Source organism: Arthrobacter sp. NPDC057013 (genome assembly GCF_042674585.1).
Taxonomy (GTDB): domain Bacteria; phylum Actinomycetota; class Actinomycetes; order Actinomycetales; family Micrococcaceae; genus Arthrobacter.
Window position 1 is genome coordinate 1 of sequence record NZ_JBHUSE010000032.1, and the last position, 15,296, is coordinate 15,296.

Genomic DNA, 15,296 nt, shown 5'->3' on the forward strand with positions numbered 1-15,296 from the left:
ACTCAACCCACTCGGCGGTCTCTTCCGGATCACGATCAGGCAGCTGGTTAGTCAACCCGCTGAGGATATGGGAGGTATCTTCTCCTGCAGCCACGTCCAACCTCTCTTTGCGCGCATTCATCGGCGCACTCAGGTCCGGCAGGGTAGCTGCCCGGCGTGAACGCGTCGTGTGCGTCATATCGGTTACAACAGCCCGGTCATGTGCGCCGGGCAGGGTTCATTCTCGTGTGTTTGACTACCTATTTGTTCGGGGCGGTCGCCCCGTTAGGCATAGTTGTCAACAGTCACTGTAGCTCTGACGGCTTCCGGATGCGTAGCCGCGGCTGAACCCGCTGCCCTATTTGACCGTCATACTTGTTGTGTGACACACAATAAGCCGCACTGCGGCGCACGTAGCTTGAAGCCCACGCCCAAAGGGTGTTGGCTTGGAGTAATCGAAATCACTAGGCACAGGAGGAACACGTGAGCGAGGCCGACGCCGCCACTTCGGTAAATGTGGCGGAAAAATTGGGTTTCAAGGACGGGGATCTGATTCAGGAGTTCGGTTACGACGACGACGTCGATTTCGACTTGCGTGATGACATAGAGGATCTGACGGGCTCAGAGCTGCTTGATGAGGATGATCACGACGTCGTGGACGCCGTGATCTTTTGGTGGCGGGACGGCGACGGCGACCTCGTGGACACGCTGGTCGACTCGCTCACGACGCTCACCGAGGGTGGTGTGGTGTGGGTCCTCACGCCCAAGTCCGGCCGTCCCGGATATGTTTCGCCTTCCGACATCCAGGACGCCGCACCCACTGCAGGGCTGCATTGCACCACGTCCGCGGGCGTTTCCAAGGACTGGAGCGCCACGCGCCTGGTGACCAGGAAGAACAAGTGACCGGTCACGCCGCCGTCGCGTCGGTGGATCTGGCGGGCGTGCCCTCGGTTGGGCAGCAGGCGCCGGATTTCACCCTGGCCAACCAGTTCGGTGAGCCCGTCCGGCTTGCCGACTTCCGTGGACGCAACGTGGTGGTTGTCTTCTACCCTTTCGCGTTCTCCGGCATCTGCACCGGCGAGCTGTGTGAGATACGGGACAACCTGGCAGTCTTCGAGCATGCCGGCGCCGAGGTGCTGGCGGTCTCGGTGGACAGCAAGTTTGCCCTTCGTGCGTACGCCGAGCAGGAAGGCTACGGCTTCAGCCTGCTTGCGGACTTCTGGCCGCACGGCGCCGTCGCCGAACAATACGGCGTGTTCGACGAGGAAAGTGGCATGGCGCGGCGCGGGACCTTCATCATCGACGCGGGCGGAACGGTCCGCTACGTCGTTGTAAACCCGCGGGGCCAGGCCCGGGACCTTGCGGAATACCGGCGCGTGCTGGCAGAACTCGCCCAAGACTAGGTAGTGCCCGATGGACCAGCGGCGGACCGGCACCGGACTCACAGGTTTCGCCAGTCTGCCTCCAGCCCCGCGTGCCGAGTCATCGGCCGGTGACCTCGAGGTGCTGGGCGGGATCCGTGACGTGCTCGCGGGGCTGCCGCTGGCGCTTCTCACCGGGGCAGGCCTCAGCACGGATTCCGGCATCCCGGACTACCGCGGGCCGGACTCACCCCCGCGCTCACCCATGACCTATCAGGAGTTTGTTGGCGATGCTGCCAACCGGCAGCGGTACTGGGCGCGCAACCACATTGGCTGGTCCCACCTGAGGCGGGCCAATCCCAATGCCGGCCATGCCGCCGTCGTTCTTCTTGAGCAGCGAGGGCTCCTGACCGGGCTGATCACCCAGAACGTGGACCGCCTCCATGAGGACGCCGGCAGTGTCAACGTGGTGGACCTGCACGGACGCTTCGACCAGGTGATTTGCCTGGAGTGCCGCCGCACCTACTCGAGGAAGCTGCTCGCCGGGGTACTGGAAGAACTGAATCCGGACTTCCTGGATCATGCCACCAAGTCCGGCCTTGTCGAGATGGCCCCTGACGCCGACGCAACGGTGGAGGACCTGCGCCTGATCAGGGGTTTTGTGGTCGCCCGCTGCCCCGCGTGCGGGGGCGTCCTCAAGCCGGACTTTGTGTACTTTGGCGAAAACGTCCCCAAGGAACGCGTGGAGCGCGCCTACGCGATGGTGGATGAAGCCAAAGCCCTGCTTGTTGCCGGTTCCTCACTTAGCGTCATGAGCGGGCTGCGGTTCGTTCGCCATGCAGCCAAGCAAGGCAAGCCTGTTGTCATCATCAACCGTGGCCACACGCGCGGCGACGACCTCGCCACGATCAAGCTGGAAGCCGGAGTGAGCGAGTCGCTCGCCTGGCTGGCGGAAGAATTGCCGCCGCTCCCGGCGGCCTGGCCCGATTAGCGTTCGGCGGCATTCTTCGGGTAGAGTCTATGTTCGTTGGTTCGAGCGCTTCGGCGCGAAAACCTTACTTTGGGTCTTTAGCTCAGCTGGTAGAGCGCCACGTTTACACCGTGGATGTCATCGGTTCGATCCCGGTAGGACCCACCACCAAACCCCGTTTGACCAAGTTCTTGAGCCTGGTCAGGCGGGGTTTTTGTGTATCCCCGTGCATCGCGCTGCCGGCGGAAAATTGTCGGCGCCCGGCGATAGCCTGCGGTCATGGAACACGTACTTGTGAGGATTGCTGCCGACGGGCGGCCGGGGGCTGTCATCCGCGGCGGGCAGGAATGGACGGTGGGCGCGGAACCGCTGCGGTGGTTTGAACGCGTCAGCTGGTGGGAGGCGGAGCGCCGGATGCCGGTGGGGCTCAGCCGCGTCGACGTTGAGGTGTGGCGGCTTCAGACCAGACTCGGGCGGAATGCCGGCTCGGCACTGACCACCATGGAGATCATCCGTGACGGACTGGGCGGCGGTTGGCGGCTGCGGAGTGCCGTCGCGGACAATGCTGTGCCGGAACGCGTCGTCGCGAATGCGGCCTGAAAAGTAAAAAGGCCCGGGCTAAAAGGCCCGGGCATTGGATAAGCCTTCCACCGCGACTATTGGGGGATGCCGCGGTGGAAGGCTTGAACTGAATATACCGTGAACGTTCGGAAACACGAAAATGTTAAGCACTTGTCCATCCGCTGCGTGGCTCTCCGTACTCCACTCTCCGCCTACGGATCCCGGGTTGTCTTTAGTGGCAGGCCTGCAGCCAGTATGATGGTAGGTGTTCAGTTGACTGGACGCCGTGGCATCGTCGCCGGTTTCGCGCGCGATGCAATCTGCCGAACCCCGCCGTCCGAGCGCGTACCGAAAAGGAGAATCATGGCTGATTCCCGCACCCCCAAAGCCAGCGACGGACTGGGGAGCGCATCCCCGGCGCCGGCTGTGACGCGGGCTGCCGCGGTCCTGGAGTCACTTGCAGCATCCGCCACTGGCAGGCTCACGCTCAGCGACCTTGCCCGGGACCTCGGAATCCCCAAATCCTCCACCTCCAACCTCCTGCTGGCCCTCGAGGAGGCCAGGCTGATCAGCAGGCAGGGCGCCGAATACACCCTGGGCCGCAAGCTCGTTGAGCTGGGTGCCGCCTATCTGAGCCGGCTCGATGAGGTCCAGGAGTTCTATCGATTCTGTGAACAGGCCCCCACACTGTCAGGAGAAACAGTGCGCATCGCCATGCTGGACGGCACCAACGTCATCTACCTGGCGCGTTACGAGGGCCATCCGGCCGTCCGCCTGACGTCCAACATCGGCGACAAGATGCCGGTGTCGCTCTGCGCCGTGGGCAAGGCCCTGATCGCCAGGCTGCACGATCACGATATCGAGGCGATGTTTCCTGATGACGCGGAGCTTCCCGTGCTGACGCCTAAGTCACTGCGCACAGGAGCGGAGCTCAAAGCCCAGCTGGAGCAGATCCGCGAGCAGGGATTCGCGTTTGAAGACGAGGAATCCACCACGGGCGTGGTGTGCCTCGCCGTGACAGTACCGACCCGCGGGGCGCATGGCCCCAGTCTTGGCCTGTCCGTGACTGCCCTTAAGGCAACCTACTCGCAGGAGCAGGGCGCGCAGATGGTCAAAGAGCTGAATGAGCTGGCCAGATCCCTCGGCAACCCCATGGGCTAGAGGAACCTGCGGCCCTATTGGCTAGTCGTTCATCATGTTGTACGCTGTTCAACATAGTGACCGACGCAATAGTGCTGTCACTACCACCAGGCCAACGGGGGCCTGAGTGTCTTTGAGGGAGTGCTAGTGACAACTCGTACTGATTCACCGCTGGCTGATGCGGACGGCGCCGTCGTCGAACCGGAGCAGCTGCGAAGGGCAACGCTTGCCAGCTCCGTAGGATCCGCTCTGGAATACTACGACTTCTACATCTACGGCCTGGCCTCGGCCCTCATCTTCGGGCCGCTGTTCTTTAAGCCGCTCGGCGACGAGGGCGCGCTGATCGCATCATTCGCCACATACGGCGTGGGCTTCGCTGCCCGCCCGTTCGGCGGCATCGTCTTCGGTTACGTCGGCGACCGGTTCGGCCGGAAAATGGTGCTGATCCTGACCATCGGCCTGATGGGTGCCGCAAGCTTTGCGATCGGACTGTTGCCGACATTCGAGCAGGCAGGAATGCTTGGCGCGGTGCTCCTGGTCATCCTCCGGATCGTCCAGGGCCTCGGCGCCGGCGCGGAGCAGGCCGGCGCAACGACGCTGATCTCCGAAGTGGCTCCGCCCCGCCGTCGTGGTTTCTTCGCTTCCCTGCCGTTCGTGGGGATCCAGCTGGGAACCCTCCTGGGGGCCGGCACCTTCGCCCTCATCGCCACTGCCAACAAGGCCGTCCTCGAAGGCTGGCTCTGGCGTGTTCCCTTCCTGGCCAGCGTGATCCTCATCGCCATTGCGGTGTTCATCCGCCTGCGCCTCAAAGAAACCCCTGTGTTCCAGGAGCTGGAGAAGCACAAGAACGTGGTCAAGAATCCCGTGGGCCAGCTCTGGAAGCACTCCAAGAAAAACGTCCTGGTGGGCATCGGCCTGCGCATGGGTGAGAACGGAAACTCCTCCATCTACTCGGCGCTGCTGGTGGCGTTCCTGGCTGCCCCGGCGGGCGTTTTCCCGGGCGACAAGTTCATCGGTCCGGTGGGACTCCTGATCGCCGCCGGATTTGCCGCCGTCATGGTTGTCACCTTCGGTGCCCTGTCGGACCGCTTTGGCCGAGTGCCGGTCTACCGTTACGGCGCCCTCTTCCAGGCTGTCATCGCCTTCCCGGCGTTCTACCTCGTAACCCTGGGCAACGTGACCCTGGTATGGGTTGTCATGGTGGTCGGCATTGCCCTCGGCGTGCAGTCAATGCTGGGACCGCAGTGCCCCCTGCTGCCTGAGCTGTTCGGTTCCCAGTACCGGTTTACGGGCGTGGCCATGGCCCGTGAACTCTCCGCCGTGCTGGCCGGCGGCCTGGTCCCGCTGGTGGGGGCTGCACTGCTCGCGGCCACAGGCTACTCCTGGCTGGTCCTGGCAATCTACTCGCTGGTCCTTGCCCTGATCTCGTTCGTGAGCACCTTCTTCACGCCCGAAACCAAAGGCCGCGACCTTGTGGCCATCGAGGACGCCCGCTAGAAGCCACAGGGCTCGGGCATACACAGCGCGAACGTACACTTGCGGCCCCTCCCGACAACGGGTTGGGGCCGTCAGTGTATGTTCGCGCTTGAGCTGTGCGGGGCCGGGTAACAGAAAAGCCGAGCGGCCCTGGGGCTGCCCGGCTCTCCGGTGTTTGTGCCGCAGGGGAGTCCTGTGGCAGGCGGTTTGGAAAAGTGCGGTCTAGTAGAAGTGGACCGTGTCCACGAGGTGGGGGAGTTCCCCGCCCTCGAGGAACGTCCTGAGGTTGCTGCAGAAGCGCTCCGCGATCAGGCGGTTCTCGGCTGCACTCAGGGCCGAGGTGTGCGGCGACACCATGACGCGCGGGTGGTTCCACAGCGGGCTGTCCTGGGGCAGCGGCTCGACGGCGAACACGTCCAGGCAGGCGTAGGCCACCTGCCCGTTTTCCAGCGCCTCGAGCAGGGCGTCCTCGTCCACCACCGTTCCGCGGCCAACATTGACGAACACCGTGCCCGGCTTCATGGCCGCAAAGACCTCGCTGTTGAAAAGCTTCTCCGTGTAGGGGGTGCCCGGGAGGGTGTTCACGACGGCGTCGGCCGAGGCGAGCAAGCCTGCCAGGCCGTTGTTGTCCGCCACTTCCTCGATGCCGTCGATCGGTTCTACGGAACGCTTGGTGCCGCTGACCTTCATGCCTAGCGCGCGGGCGATGCGGGCGGTTTCCAGCCCGATCTCCCCGAGTCCGGTGACCACCAGGGAGGAGCCGTTGACCAGCCTGGTGGGTATCCGCAGCTCCGGCCACACCTTCTCGGCCTGGTCCTGGGCGAGCTCCGCGGTCCGCTTGAAGCCGTTGAGGATGCCCATTGCGGCAAACTCCGCGAGGGGCAGGGCGTGTACCCCGGCGGATGTGGTCACCTTGAACTTGTTCAGGGTCCCGGCGTCCAGCCCGGAGGCCTTGACAGCGCCGCCGGCGCCCGCCGCCATGGCGTGGATCCACTGCAGGCGAGGGTTTTCCTTGGCGATGCGCGCCAGGCCGGCGGGGTTTTCGTTCGGAAAGCCGTAGAGCACGTCGGCCTTGCCCAGCATCTCCCAGTAGCGCTCCTCCTGTTCAGGCGTCCGCCTGAAGCCGGGGTCACCGGAGTGGTCTGCCGGGAACCGTTCGGGCGGCAGCAGGTCGGGCTCGTAAAGAACGCTCACGGAGGGATCTACGGCGCGGACGCGTTCCACGAACTCGGCTTCGAGCGGAACGGCGATCGCGACGGTGGTTTCAGTCGTCATGCTGTTCATCATACTGAATGGGGGATAGGATACTGAACAGATTTCTTGCGATTGACCTAAAATTGACCACAACGGAGTGAGGGTGTCCTGCAGATGAATACACCGAGAGCAGGCTTCGCGGGCCTTGGCCTGATGGGGGCGCCGATGGCGGCGAACCTGGTGCGGAAGGGCTGGACGGTCACGGCATGGAACCGGTCCTCCGGTGCGCTGGAGGATTTTCACCGGCGCGGCGGATCTGCTGCCAACAGCGTGGAGCAGCTCAGGGATGAGCCGGTGATCGTCTTCATGCTGCCGGACCTGGCTTACATTGAGGACGCGGCCGCCGGGCTGCTCGCCAGCTGGCAGTCATCACCGCCGGCGGCCGGCACTGCCGTGGTGGTCATGAGCAGCGTTTCCCCCACCGCGGTCAGGGCCTTCGGGGAGAAGATCCGGGCAGCCAGCTCCGGCAACGCCGTAGTGGTGGACGCGCCAGTCAGCGGCGGGACGAAGGGCGCGGTTGACGGCACGCTGGCCATCATGGCCGGAGCAGACCGCGAGGCCGACTTCCGCCGGCTGCTTCCGCTCTTCGAGGCCATGGGCACCACCGTGCGGCTCCTGGGCCCGCTCGGTGCGGGATCGCTCGCCAAGGCGTGCAACCAACTGGTGGTGGGAACCACGACGGCGGCGCTCGCCGAGGCGGCCGAACTCGCCGAGCGCTCCGGCGTCGATGTCCCGGCACTCTTTGAGGTCCTGTCCGGCGGTCTCGCCGGAAGCCGGGTGCTGGAGCAGGTGGGCCCGCGGATTGCCCGGAAGGACTACACACCCACCGGACCGGCAAAGTTCATGCACAAGGACCTGTCCTTCGTGGTGGAGTCGGCCGACGCCGCCGGAGCTGCCGTCCCCATGGCGCGGGCCGGCGTCGAACTTTATGCCGAGCTGAAGCGGCAGGGCCTGGGGGACCAGGACCTTGCCGTCGTGCGGCAAACCATTTCGAACCTCAGCAGGACGGGCGCCCTGAACGCCGCAGAAGGGACTTCCTCATGACTTCACTTTTTGATTTGACCGGGCGGGTTGCGTTGGTGACTGGTTCGAGCCGGGGGATTGGTAATGCGTTGGCGCGGGCGTTGGCGGATGCGGGTGCGACGGTGGTGTTGAACGGGGTGAACGCGGAGCGGCTCAAGGCTGCGGAGGCGGTGATGGCGGCGGAGTACGCGCCGGGCCGTATCCACAGTGTGGCGTTTGATGTCACGGATGATGCGGCGGCCGCGGCGGGTGTGGCGTGGGTGGAGGAGCAGGTGGGCCCGTTGGAGGTGCTGGTGAACAATGCCGGGATCCAGCACCGGGTGCCGATGCTGGATTTGGATGTGAGGGATTGGGAGCGGGTGATCCGCACTGACCTGACGAGCGCGTTCCTGGTGGGCCGGGAGGCGGCCCGGCACATGATCGCGCGCGGGCACGGGAAGATCATCAATATCTGTTCGGTGCAGACGGATCTGGCCCGGCCCACGATCGCCCCGTATGTGGCGGCGAAGGGCGGGTTGCGGAACCTGACCCGGGCCATGACGGCGGAGTGGGCGGGTGCGGGGTTGCAGATCAACGGGATCGCGCCGGGGTATATCCATACCGAGATGACGCAGAACCTGGTCGATGACCCGGAGTTTAATTCGTGGATTCTGGGCCGGACCCCGGCGGCGCGGTGGGGGACGGTGCGGGATTTGGCGGGTCCGGCGGTGTGGCTGGCCTCGTCCGGGTCTGATTTTGTGAACGGGCAGACAATCTTTATCGACGGCGGAATGACGGTGGTGGTCTGATGGCACACACAACAGCAACAACAACAGCTGCAACTGCAGCAGCGGCGGAGGCGGAGGCCGTGTTGCCGGTGTCGGGTCCGGCGGTGGTCGCGCACGGCAAGGGGGATCTGCGGGTTGATGATCTGCCGCTGACGGCCCCGGGCCCGGATGAGGCCGTGGTCGAGGTGCTGTACGGGGGGATTTGCGGGTCGGACCTGCATTACTGGCTGCACGGCGCGGCCGGGGAGTCGATCCTGAAGGCACCCCTGGTGCTGGGGCATGAGATTTCCGGCCGGGTGGTCCGGGCCGCGGCCAACGGTGCGGGACCGGCCGCGGGGGTGCCGGTGGCGGTGCATCCGGCCACCCCGGGCCCCGGTGAGGGCCCGGACGCGCCACGGTATCCGGCGGACCGGCCGAACCTGTCCCCGGGCTGCACCTACCTGGGGAGTGCCGCCCGGTTCCCGCACACGGACGGGGCGTTCAGCCGGTACGTGAACCTGCCGGTAAGGATGCTCCGGGCCCTGCCCGAAACCCTGGACCTGCGCACCGCGGCGCTGATCGAACCGGCCTCGGTGGCCTGGCATGCGGTGTCACGGGCGGGGGACGTGGCCGGCAAGACCGCCCTGGTGATCGGGTCCGGCCCGATCGGGGCGTTGGCGGTCGCGGTCCTCAAACGCGCCGGCGCGGCCCGGATCGTCGCGGTCGACATGCACGCGAAACCGTTGGAGATCGCCGCCGCGGTGGGCGCGGACGAGGTCCTGGCCGCCACCGACGCTGAGGCGATCGCCGCGGTGCAGGCCGACGTCGTGATCGAATCCTCCGGGAACCACCACGGCCTGGCCTCCGCGATCCAGGGCGCGGCCCGCGGCGGGACCGTGGTCATGGTCGGGCTGCTGCCCACCGGGGCCCAGCCGGTCCTGATCTCCCTGGCCATCACCCGGGAACTGGACCTGCGCGGCTCGTTCCGGTTCAACGACGAAATCGACCAGGTCATCACCGCCCTCGCCGACGGCACCCTCACCATCGACCCGGTCATCACCCACGACTACCCCGTCACCGCCGCCCTCGAAGCCTTCGACACCGCCCGCAACTCAGCCAAATCCGGCAAAGTCCTCCTCAACTTCGGAGGTTAGAAGGGGGCCGGTTAGGTAGGGTCTAGGCGGACTGCGTCCGCTGCAGCGGAACGAAAACCCTCGGCTGCTCCACCCACACGGGCTCCATTTCCGCGATGGTGCGGCGCATGATCCTGCTCGACGCCTCACGGGCCTCCGACGCACGGCCGCCAAAGATGGCTTCGGCCACATCCAGGTGCCACTGCAGCGTGAGGTCCCGCGGGCGGTCGGGCATGAGGCCGTGCACGGTGCGTCCGGTCAGGGTTTCGGCCACCTGGCCCACGAGGTTGGCGAACATCTCGTTGCCTGAACCGCTGAGCAGCAGCGAGTGGAACTGGATGTCCAGCTCCAGGAAGCGCGGCACGTCGCCGGCCTGGCCGGCCTCGCGCATGGCCAGGGCCACGTCGAGCAGTTCCTGCCGCAGTTCCTGCGGCGCGTTGACCGCAGCGAGTTCGGCGGCCACGGGCTCGACGGCGGAGCGGAGTTCCGCCAGGGAACGCAGCTGGGCGCCGCGGCCGTCCCCGGCCAGCCGCCACCGGATCACGAGCGGATCGAACGGGTTCCAGCGGTGCGCCGGCAGCACCTTGATGCCGACGCGTTTGGTGGTCTCCACCAGGCCCAGTGACTGCAGCACGCGGACGGCTTCCCGGATCACGGACCGGGAGACCTGCAGTTCGTCCTCCAGCTGCTCCGCCAGCATCACGTGCCCTGGCGGGAGGCTGCCGTCGACGATTCTGGTACCCAGGTGCTCGACGGCACGGTGGTGGAGGCTGGTTGACATAGAGGTAAGCATAATCGCGCCGGGAGGCTTTGTTGCCCCGCAACAGGGGAGCCTGGACGCCGCCGGAGGGGCGCATCTTAGACTCTTTATGGGCGCGGTTTGCGTCCAAGGAGTGGTCACCCGCTTTCGCCGTCCGGCGCGAATATATATGCTTTATTCAGCAGCCTGCTTTTCTGAAGGGTGTTCCGCAGGACTTGCGGGACCCCATGCACTACGTCGCACACTGAATTGGAGTTTTTGATGTCAGCACAGATCGGTGTCACCGGCCTCGCGGTGATGGGCGCCAACCTGGCCCGCAACCTTGCACGCAACGGCTACACGGTTGCCCTGCACAACCGCTCGGTCGCCAAGACCGACGCCCTGCTCGAAAAGCACGGCCACGAGGGCGACTTCGTCCGGACCGAGTCCCTCGAGGAACTGGTCAACTCCCTCGAAAAGCCGCGCCGCGTCCTGATCATGGTGAAGGCCGGCAAGCCGGTGGACTCCGTGATCGAGCAGCTCGAACCGCTCCTGGAAGCCGGTGACATCATCATCGACGCCGGCAACTCGCACTACGAGGACACCCGCCGCCGCGAAGCCGCGCTGGCCAAGAAGGACCTCCACTTCGTGGGCGTCGGTGTCTCCGGCGGCGAAGAAGGCGCCCTCAACGGCCCCTCCATCATGCCGGGCGGCTCCAAGGAGTCCTACGACGCCCTGGGCCCGATGCTGGAAAAGATCTCGGCCAAGGTCGACGGCCAGCCCTGCTGCGCCTGGATCGGCACCGACGGCGCCGGCCACTTCGTCAAAATGGTCCACAACGGCATCGAATACGCCGACATGCAGGTCATCGGCGAAGCCTTCGACCTCCTCCGCTCCGGCGCCGGCATCGAGCCCGCCCAACAGTCCAAGATCTTCGCTGAATGGAACAAGGGCGAGCTCGCATCCTTCCTGATCGAAATCTCCGCCGAGGTCCTCGGCCACGTGGACGCCAAGACGGGCAAGCCGTTCGTCGACGTCGTCGTGGATGCAGCCGGACAGAAGGGCACCGGCCGCTGGACGGTCATCTCCGCCCTGGAACTCGGCTCCCCGGTGTCGGGTATCGCAGAGTCCGTCTTCGCGCGTGCCCTGTCCTCCCAGGCCGAACAGCGCAAGCTGGGCCAGGAGCTGCTCGCCGGTGAGGAAATCGCCGTCGACGTTCCCGAGAACTTCGTTGAGGACGTCCGCCAGGCGCTCTACGCCTCCAAGCTCGTGTCCTACGCACAGGGCCTGGACATGCTGACCTCAGCCGCAACGGAATACGGCTGGGACCTCAAGCTGGACGAGATCGCCTCCCTGTGGCGCGGCGGCTGCATCATCCGCGCGGAACTGCTGAAGGAAATCACCAACGCCTACGCGGCCGAGGAGAAGCCGGCAAATCTGCTGTTCGCCCCGGCCTTCACCAAGGCGATCGCCGGTGCCCTGCCGGCATGGCGCCGCGTGGTCGCAACGGCCGTCCAGCTGGGCATCCCGGTTCCCGTGTTCTCCTCCTCGCTGGCTTACTACGACGGACTGCGCCGCAAGCGCCTTGCTGCTGCGGTGATCCAGGGCCAGCGCGACCTCTTTGGTGCCCACACCTACGGCCGCGTCGACGCCGAGGGCACGTTCCACACCCTGTGGGGCGAGGACAAGTCCGAGGTTGAGGCAGTGGACACCCACTAGCCACCCCCGGTGTAACGCAGGAACGGCCGGTCCTCCCCATAGTCTGGGAGGTGCCGGCCGTTCGTGCGTCCGGCTCCAGCTGCTTTTACGACGACGATCCGTACCGTAGCCGACCACCATCCAGCCGATTCACCCCGAGGAGTGCAGAGTGGCCCAGCCAGTAGCGATTGTCACCGGAGCCTCCACCGGTATTGGATTCGAGTCGGCCAAGTTGCTAGCTGCCAACGGATTCACCGTCTACGCCGGTGCCCGGCGGGTGGACAGGATGGAGCCGCTCAAGCCGCAGGGGATCAAGGTGCTGCCACTGGATGTCACGGACGACGCGTCCATGCAGGGCATGGTGGCAGCGGTGCTGGCTGACCAGGGCCGGATTGATGTCCTGGTGAACAACGCCGGTTTCGGGTCCTTCGGTTCCCTGGAGGAGATGGAGCTGGCGGAGGGCCGCCGGCAGTTCGACGTGAATGTCTTTGGCCTGGCGCGGATGACGCAGCTGGTTTTGCCCACAATGCGTGCTGCCGGGCGGGGCAGGATCATCAACATCTCCTCCATCGGAGGCAAGTTCTATGAGCCGCTGGGCACCTGGTACCACGCCACCAAGTTCGCCGTAGAGGGCCTCAGCGACGCGCTGCGGCTGGAACTGAAGCCACACGGGATCCGCGTGTGCATCATCGAACCTGCCAGCACTGTCACGGAGTGGGGCGGGATTGCCGCCGAAGGGTTGTTGGCGAGCTCAGGCGGCGGGCCCTACGCGGCGCAGGCCAGGGACATGGCAGCCGTGCTGGCGTCGACTGAGCGGCCCGCGACGTCCACCCGGCCCGAAGTCGTCGCCGGCGCGGTGCTGCAGGCCGCCACTGCGGCCCGGCCCCGGACGCGTTACCCGGTGGGCAGGGGCGCCCGCGCCATCACGGCGCTGCGGCGGCTCCTGCCCGACCGGGTGTACGACCTGGCGGTGACGGTGGTGCTGAAAAGAATCGCTGGCTGATTAGCGTCAGATCCGGTATTCGATGTAATACTCTGCCGGGTCCACGGCGGGCTTGGTCTCGCGCTGTGCGTCGCGGTGCCGCCAGCTTGCGGGGATGCCCGTGACGATGGACTCGGGCGGTGCGTCCTTGACCACGACGGCGTTCGCCCCCACGGCGCTGTCGTTGCCGATGACGATCGGCCCCAGGATTTTGGCGCCCGCACCGATCGTCACCCGGTCCCCGATGGTGGGGTGGCGCTTGACCTTCGCCAGGGAGCGGCCGCCAAGTGTGACGCCATGGTAGATCATGACGTCCTCCCCGATCTCGGCCGTTTCGCCGATGACCACGCCCATGCCGTGGTCGATGAAGAAGCGGCGTCCGATCGTGGCACCGGGATGGATCTCGATGCCGGTGAGGAAGCGCGTGAGCTGCGAGATGAGTCGTGCCGGAAACCGCGTGGACGGGTTCTGCCACAGCTTGTGCGTCAGGCGGTGCGCCCAGATGGCGTGCAGCCCTGAGTACGCGAAAAAGTTCTCAAAAGAACCTCGAGCCGCCGGGTCGTGGGACCGGGCGGCGTCGAGGTCTTCCTTAAGTCTTGCGAAGAAACCCACAAAGATCTTTCTACAGGAAACGGAAAGCAGCTGGCTAAGGTCTAGCCGCGGATGTCGTCATACAGCACGGTGGAGATGTAACGCTCACCGAAGTCGCAGACGACAGCCACGATCAGCTTGCCGGCGTTTTCCGGGCGCTTGGCCAGCTCCAGTGCGCCCCAAACGATGGCGCCGGAGGAGATACCGCCCAGGATGCCTTCCTTGACACCAAGCTCGCGGGCTACGGCCACGGAGTCCTCCAGGGTGGCGTCCAGGACCTCGTCGTAGACGTTGGTGTCCAGGAGTTCCGGAATGAAGTTGGCGCCGAGGCCCTGGATCTTGTGCGGGCCGGGGGCTCCGCCGTTGAGGATAGGGGAGTCCTTGGGCTCCACGGCAACGATCTGGACGTCGGGGTTGCGCTCCTTCAGGACCTGTCCGACGCCCGTGATGGTGCCGCCGGTGCCGATGCCGGAGACAAAGATGTCAACCTTGCCGTCGGTGTCGGCCCAGACCTCCTCAGCGGTGGTCTTGCGGTGGATCTCCGGGTTCGCCTCGTTGGCGAACTGCTGGGCCCAGATGGAGTTCTCGGTGTTGGCCACGATTTCCTGGGCCTTCTCCACGGCACCGCGCATGCCTTCGGAGCCCGGGGTCAGCACGATCTCGGCACCGAAGGCGCGGAGCATGACGCGGCGCTCGGTGGACATGGTTTCCGGCATGGTCAGGATGACCTTGTAGCCGCGGGCTGCGCCCACCATGGCCAGGGCGATGCCGGTGTTGCCGGAGGTGCCTTCGACGATGGTTCCGCCGGGCTTCAGCGCGCCGGACTTCTCAGCGGCGTCGATGATGGCGACGCCGATACGGTCCTTGACGCTGTTGGCCGGGTTGTAGAACTCGAGCTTGACCGCAACGGTGGCGTCCAGGCCTTCCGTCAGTCGGTTGAGCTTGACCAGCGGGGTACCGCCCACCAGCTGTGTTACATCGTCGTAGATCCGTGCCATGTGTAGGTGCGCCTATCTCTCAGGAGGGAATACTTTGGTCAGCCTAACGAGGGGGTCAGCGCCCCTGCTAAGCATTAAGCCACGCAGAGTAATATTTCCGTGCCTTGGCCAGCTTCGGGTTAATAATGACCTGGCAATAACCCTGCTCCGGGAACTTGGCGTAGTAGTTCTGGTGAATGTTCTCCGCCGGATAGAACACGGGAAGCCGGCTGACCTCGGTCACAATCGGCCGGGACCACAGGGCCTGATTCCGTTCGATCGCCTCCTCGAAGAGGATCTTCTCCTCGGTTGTCTCATAGAACATGGACGAGCGGTACTGGGTGCCGACGTCGTAGCCCTGGCGGTTGAGCGTGGTGGGATCGTGCAGCGCGAAGAACATGTCCAGGATGACCTCGGCCGGGATGACCTCCTCATCGAAGGTCACGGCGACCACCTCGGCGTGCCCCGTGGTGCCGGAGCAGACTGAATAGTAGTCCGGGTCGCGTTCGTGGCCGCCGGTGTATCCCGACACGACCGACGTGACACCCCTCGTTTTCTGGTAGACGGCGTCCAGGCACCAGAAGCAGCCTCCGCCAAGCACAAAAGTTCTCAAGTCCTCTTTACCCATGTCCTCTTTAATGGTTCGCGGGCGCCAATGATTCCCAA

General features: G+C 65.4%; 16 protein-coding genes and 1 tRNA gene. 12 read left to right on the forward strand and 5 right to left on the reverse strand.

Annotation, left to right across the window (positions count from 1 at the left end; translation table 11 throughout):
- The first annotated feature begins 462 nt into the window (after positions 1 to 462).
- The 7 genes from ACFTSA_RS23555 (at position 463) to ACFTSA_RS23585 (ending at position 5,508) form a co-directional block, all read left to right on the forward strand.
- The gene (locus ACFTSA_RS23555) at positions 463 to 882 is read left to right on the forward strand and encodes a DUF3052 domain-containing protein (RefSeq protein ID WP_087873741.1); all 420 of its coding nucleotides are present in this window, start codon (positions 463 to 465) and stop codon (positions 880 to 882) included.
- A complete protein-coding gene (locus ACFTSA_RS23560; RefSeq protein ID WP_377954453.1) occupies positions 879 to 1,382 on the forward strand; it encodes a peroxiredoxin in 504 nt (167 codons plus the stop codon). The genes ACFTSA_RS23555 and ACFTSA_RS23560 overlap by 4 nt, the downstream gene beginning before the upstream one ends.
- Before the next feature lie 10 nt (positions 1,383 to 1,392).
- Positions 1,393 to 2,331, forward strand: a complete 939-nt coding sequence (locus ACFTSA_RS23565) for an NAD-dependent protein deacetylase (protein WP_377954454.1) — start codon at positions 1,393 to 1,395, stop codon at positions 2,329 to 2,331.
- 71 nt (positions 2,332 to 2,402) lie between these two features.
- Positions 2,403 to 2,478: transfer RNA gene (locus tag ACFTSA_RS23570), tRNA-Val, on the forward strand.
- A gap of 111 nt (positions 2,479 to 2,589) precedes the next feature.
- Complete coding sequence (locus ACFTSA_RS23575; protein WP_377954455.1) at positions 2,590 to 2,910, forward strand: hypothetical protein; 321 nt, start codon at positions 2,590 to 2,592, stop codon at positions 2,908 to 2,910.
- A gap of 324 nt (positions 2,911 to 3,234) precedes the next feature.
- Positions 3,235 to 4,032 (forward strand): IclR family transcriptional regulator, encoded by a 798-nt coding sequence (locus ACFTSA_RS23580; protein ID WP_377954456.1) that lies wholly within the window; start codon positions 3,235 to 3,237, stop codon positions 4,030 to 4,032.
- A 126-nt stretch (positions 4,033 to 4,158) separates the two neighbouring features.
- Complete coding sequence (locus tag ACFTSA_RS23585) at positions 4,159 to 5,508, forward strand: MFS transporter (protein ID WP_377954457.1); 1,350 nt, start codon at positions 4,159 to 4,161, stop codon at positions 5,506 to 5,508.
- Positions 5,509 to 5,709: 201 nt separating this feature from the next.
- Here ACFTSA_RS23585 and ACFTSA_RS23590 read toward each other — a convergent pair whose 3' ends face one another.
- Complete coding sequence (locus tag ACFTSA_RS23590; protein ID WP_377954458.1) at positions 5,710 to 6,774, reverse strand: D-2-hydroxyacid dehydrogenase; 1,065 nt, start codon at positions 6,772 to 6,774, stop codon at positions 5,710 to 5,712.
- Positions 6,775 to 6,855: 81 nt separating this feature from the next.
- Between ACFTSA_RS23590 and ACFTSA_RS23595 the strand changes: the two genes are divergently transcribed.
- Genes ACFTSA_RS23595 through ACFTSA_RS23605 form a run of 3 tightly spaced genes read left to right on the forward strand, consistent with a single transcriptional unit; the run spans position 6,856 to position 9,664 of the window.
- Positions 6,856 to 7,785 carry an NAD(P)-dependent oxidoreductase gene (locus tag ACFTSA_RS23595; protein ID WP_377954459.1) on the forward strand — a complete coding sequence of 310 codons (930 nt, stop codon included), beginning with the start codon at positions 6,856 to 6,858 and terminating at the stop codon, positions 7,783 to 7,785.
- Positions 7,782 to 8,552, forward strand: a complete 771-nt coding sequence (locus ACFTSA_RS23600; RefSeq protein WP_377954460.1) for an SDR family oxidoreductase — start codon at positions 7,782 to 7,784, stop codon at positions 8,550 to 8,552. The genes ACFTSA_RS23595 and ACFTSA_RS23600 overlap by 4 nt, the downstream gene beginning before the upstream one ends.
- A complete protein-coding gene (locus ACFTSA_RS23605; protein ID WP_377954461.1) occupies positions 8,552 to 9,664 on the forward strand; it encodes an L-idonate 5-dehydrogenase in 1,113 nt (370 codons plus the stop codon). The genes ACFTSA_RS23600 and ACFTSA_RS23605 overlap by 1 nt, the downstream gene beginning before the upstream one ends.
- 22 nt (positions 9,665 to 9,686) lie before the next feature.
- Here the strand turns inward: ACFTSA_RS23605 and ACFTSA_RS23610 are convergent, their stop codons facing one another.
- Positions 9,687 to 10,424 carry a FadR/GntR family transcriptional regulator gene (locus ACFTSA_RS23610; protein WP_377954462.1) on the reverse strand — a complete coding sequence of 246 codons (738 nt, stop codon included), beginning with the start codon at positions 10,422 to 10,424 and terminating at the stop codon, positions 9,687 to 9,689.
- A gap of 240 nt (positions 10,425 to 10,664) precedes the next feature.
- On the opposite strand from ACFTSA_RS23610, the gene gndA reads away from it, so the two are divergent.
- Complete coding sequence (gene gndA / locus ACFTSA_RS23615; RefSeq protein ID WP_377954463.1) at positions 10,665 to 12,101, forward strand: NADP-dependent phosphogluconate dehydrogenase; 1,437 nt, start codon at positions 10,665 to 10,667, stop codon at positions 12,099 to 12,101.
- Between the two features lie 148 nt (positions 12,102 to 12,249).
- Complete coding sequence (locus tag ACFTSA_RS23620; RefSeq protein ID WP_377954464.1) at positions 12,250 to 13,083, forward strand: oxidoreductase; 834 nt, start codon at positions 12,250 to 12,252, stop codon at positions 13,081 to 13,083.
- A gap of 6 nt (positions 13,084 to 13,089) precedes the next feature.
- Here ACFTSA_RS23620 and epsC read toward each other — a convergent pair whose 3' ends face one another.
- The 3 genes from epsC to msrA all read right to left on the reverse strand — a co-directional run bounded on the left by epsC (position 13,090) and on the right by msrA (position 15,243).
- A complete protein-coding gene (gene epsC, locus ACFTSA_RS23625; protein WP_306924128.1) occupies positions 13,090 to 13,674 on the reverse strand; it encodes a serine O-acetyltransferase EpsC in 585 nt (194 codons plus the stop codon).
- Positions 13,675 to 13,715: 41 nt separating this feature from the next.
- The gene (gene cysK / locus ACFTSA_RS23630; RefSeq protein WP_003803333.1) at positions 13,716 to 14,651 is read right to left on the reverse strand and encodes a cysteine synthase A; all 936 of its coding nucleotides are present in this window, start codon (positions 14,649 to 14,651) and stop codon (positions 13,716 to 13,718) included.
- 67 nt (positions 14,652 to 14,718) lie between these two features.
- The gene (msrA, locus tag ACFTSA_RS23635) at positions 14,719 to 15,243 is read right to left on the reverse strand and encodes a peptide-methionine (S)-S-oxide reductase MsrA (RefSeq protein WP_354259272.1); all 525 of its coding nucleotides are present in this window, start codon (positions 15,241 to 15,243) and stop codon (positions 14,719 to 14,721) included.
- Positions 15,244 to 15,296 lie beyond the last annotated feature (53 nt).

Coding starts and splice junctions, on each gene's coding strand:
- ACFTSA_RS23565 (WP_377954454.1), top strand. CDS start 1,393: ATGGACCAGCGGCGGACCGGCACCGGACTCACAGGTTTCGCCAGTCTG.
- ACFTSA_RS23575 (WP_377954455.1), top strand. CDS start 2,590: ATGGAACACGTACTTGTGAGGATTGCTGCCGACGGGCGGCCGGGGGCT.
- ACFTSA_RS23580 (WP_377954456.1), top strand. CDS start 3,235: ATGGCTGATTCCCGCACCCCCAAAGCCAGCGACGGACTGGGGAGCGCA.
- ACFTSA_RS23590 (WP_377954458.1), bottom strand. CDS start 6,774: ATGATGAACAGCATGACGACTGAAACCACCGTCGCGATCGCCGTTCCG.
- ACFTSA_RS23595 (WP_377954459.1), top strand. CDS start 6,856: ATGAATACACCGAGAGCAGGCTTCGCGGGCCTTGGCCTGATGGGGGCG.
- ACFTSA_RS23600 (WP_377954460.1), top strand. CDS start 7,782: ATGACTTCACTTTTTGATTTGACCGGGCGGGTTGCGTTGGTGACTGGT.
- ACFTSA_RS23605 (WP_377954461.1), top strand. CDS start 8,552: ATGGCACACACAACAGCAACAACAACAGCTGCAACTGCAGCAGCGGCG.
- ACFTSA_RS23610 (WP_377954462.1), bottom strand. CDS start 10,424: ATGTCAACCAGCCTCCACCACCGTGCCGTCGAGCACCTGGGTACCAGA.
- gndA (WP_377954463.1), top strand. CDS start 10,665: ATGTCAGCACAGATCGGTGTCACCGGCCTCGCGGTGATGGGCGCCAAC.
- cysK (WP_003803333.1), bottom strand. CDS start 14,651: ATGGCACGGATCTACGACGATGTAACACAGCTGGTGGGCGGTACCCCG.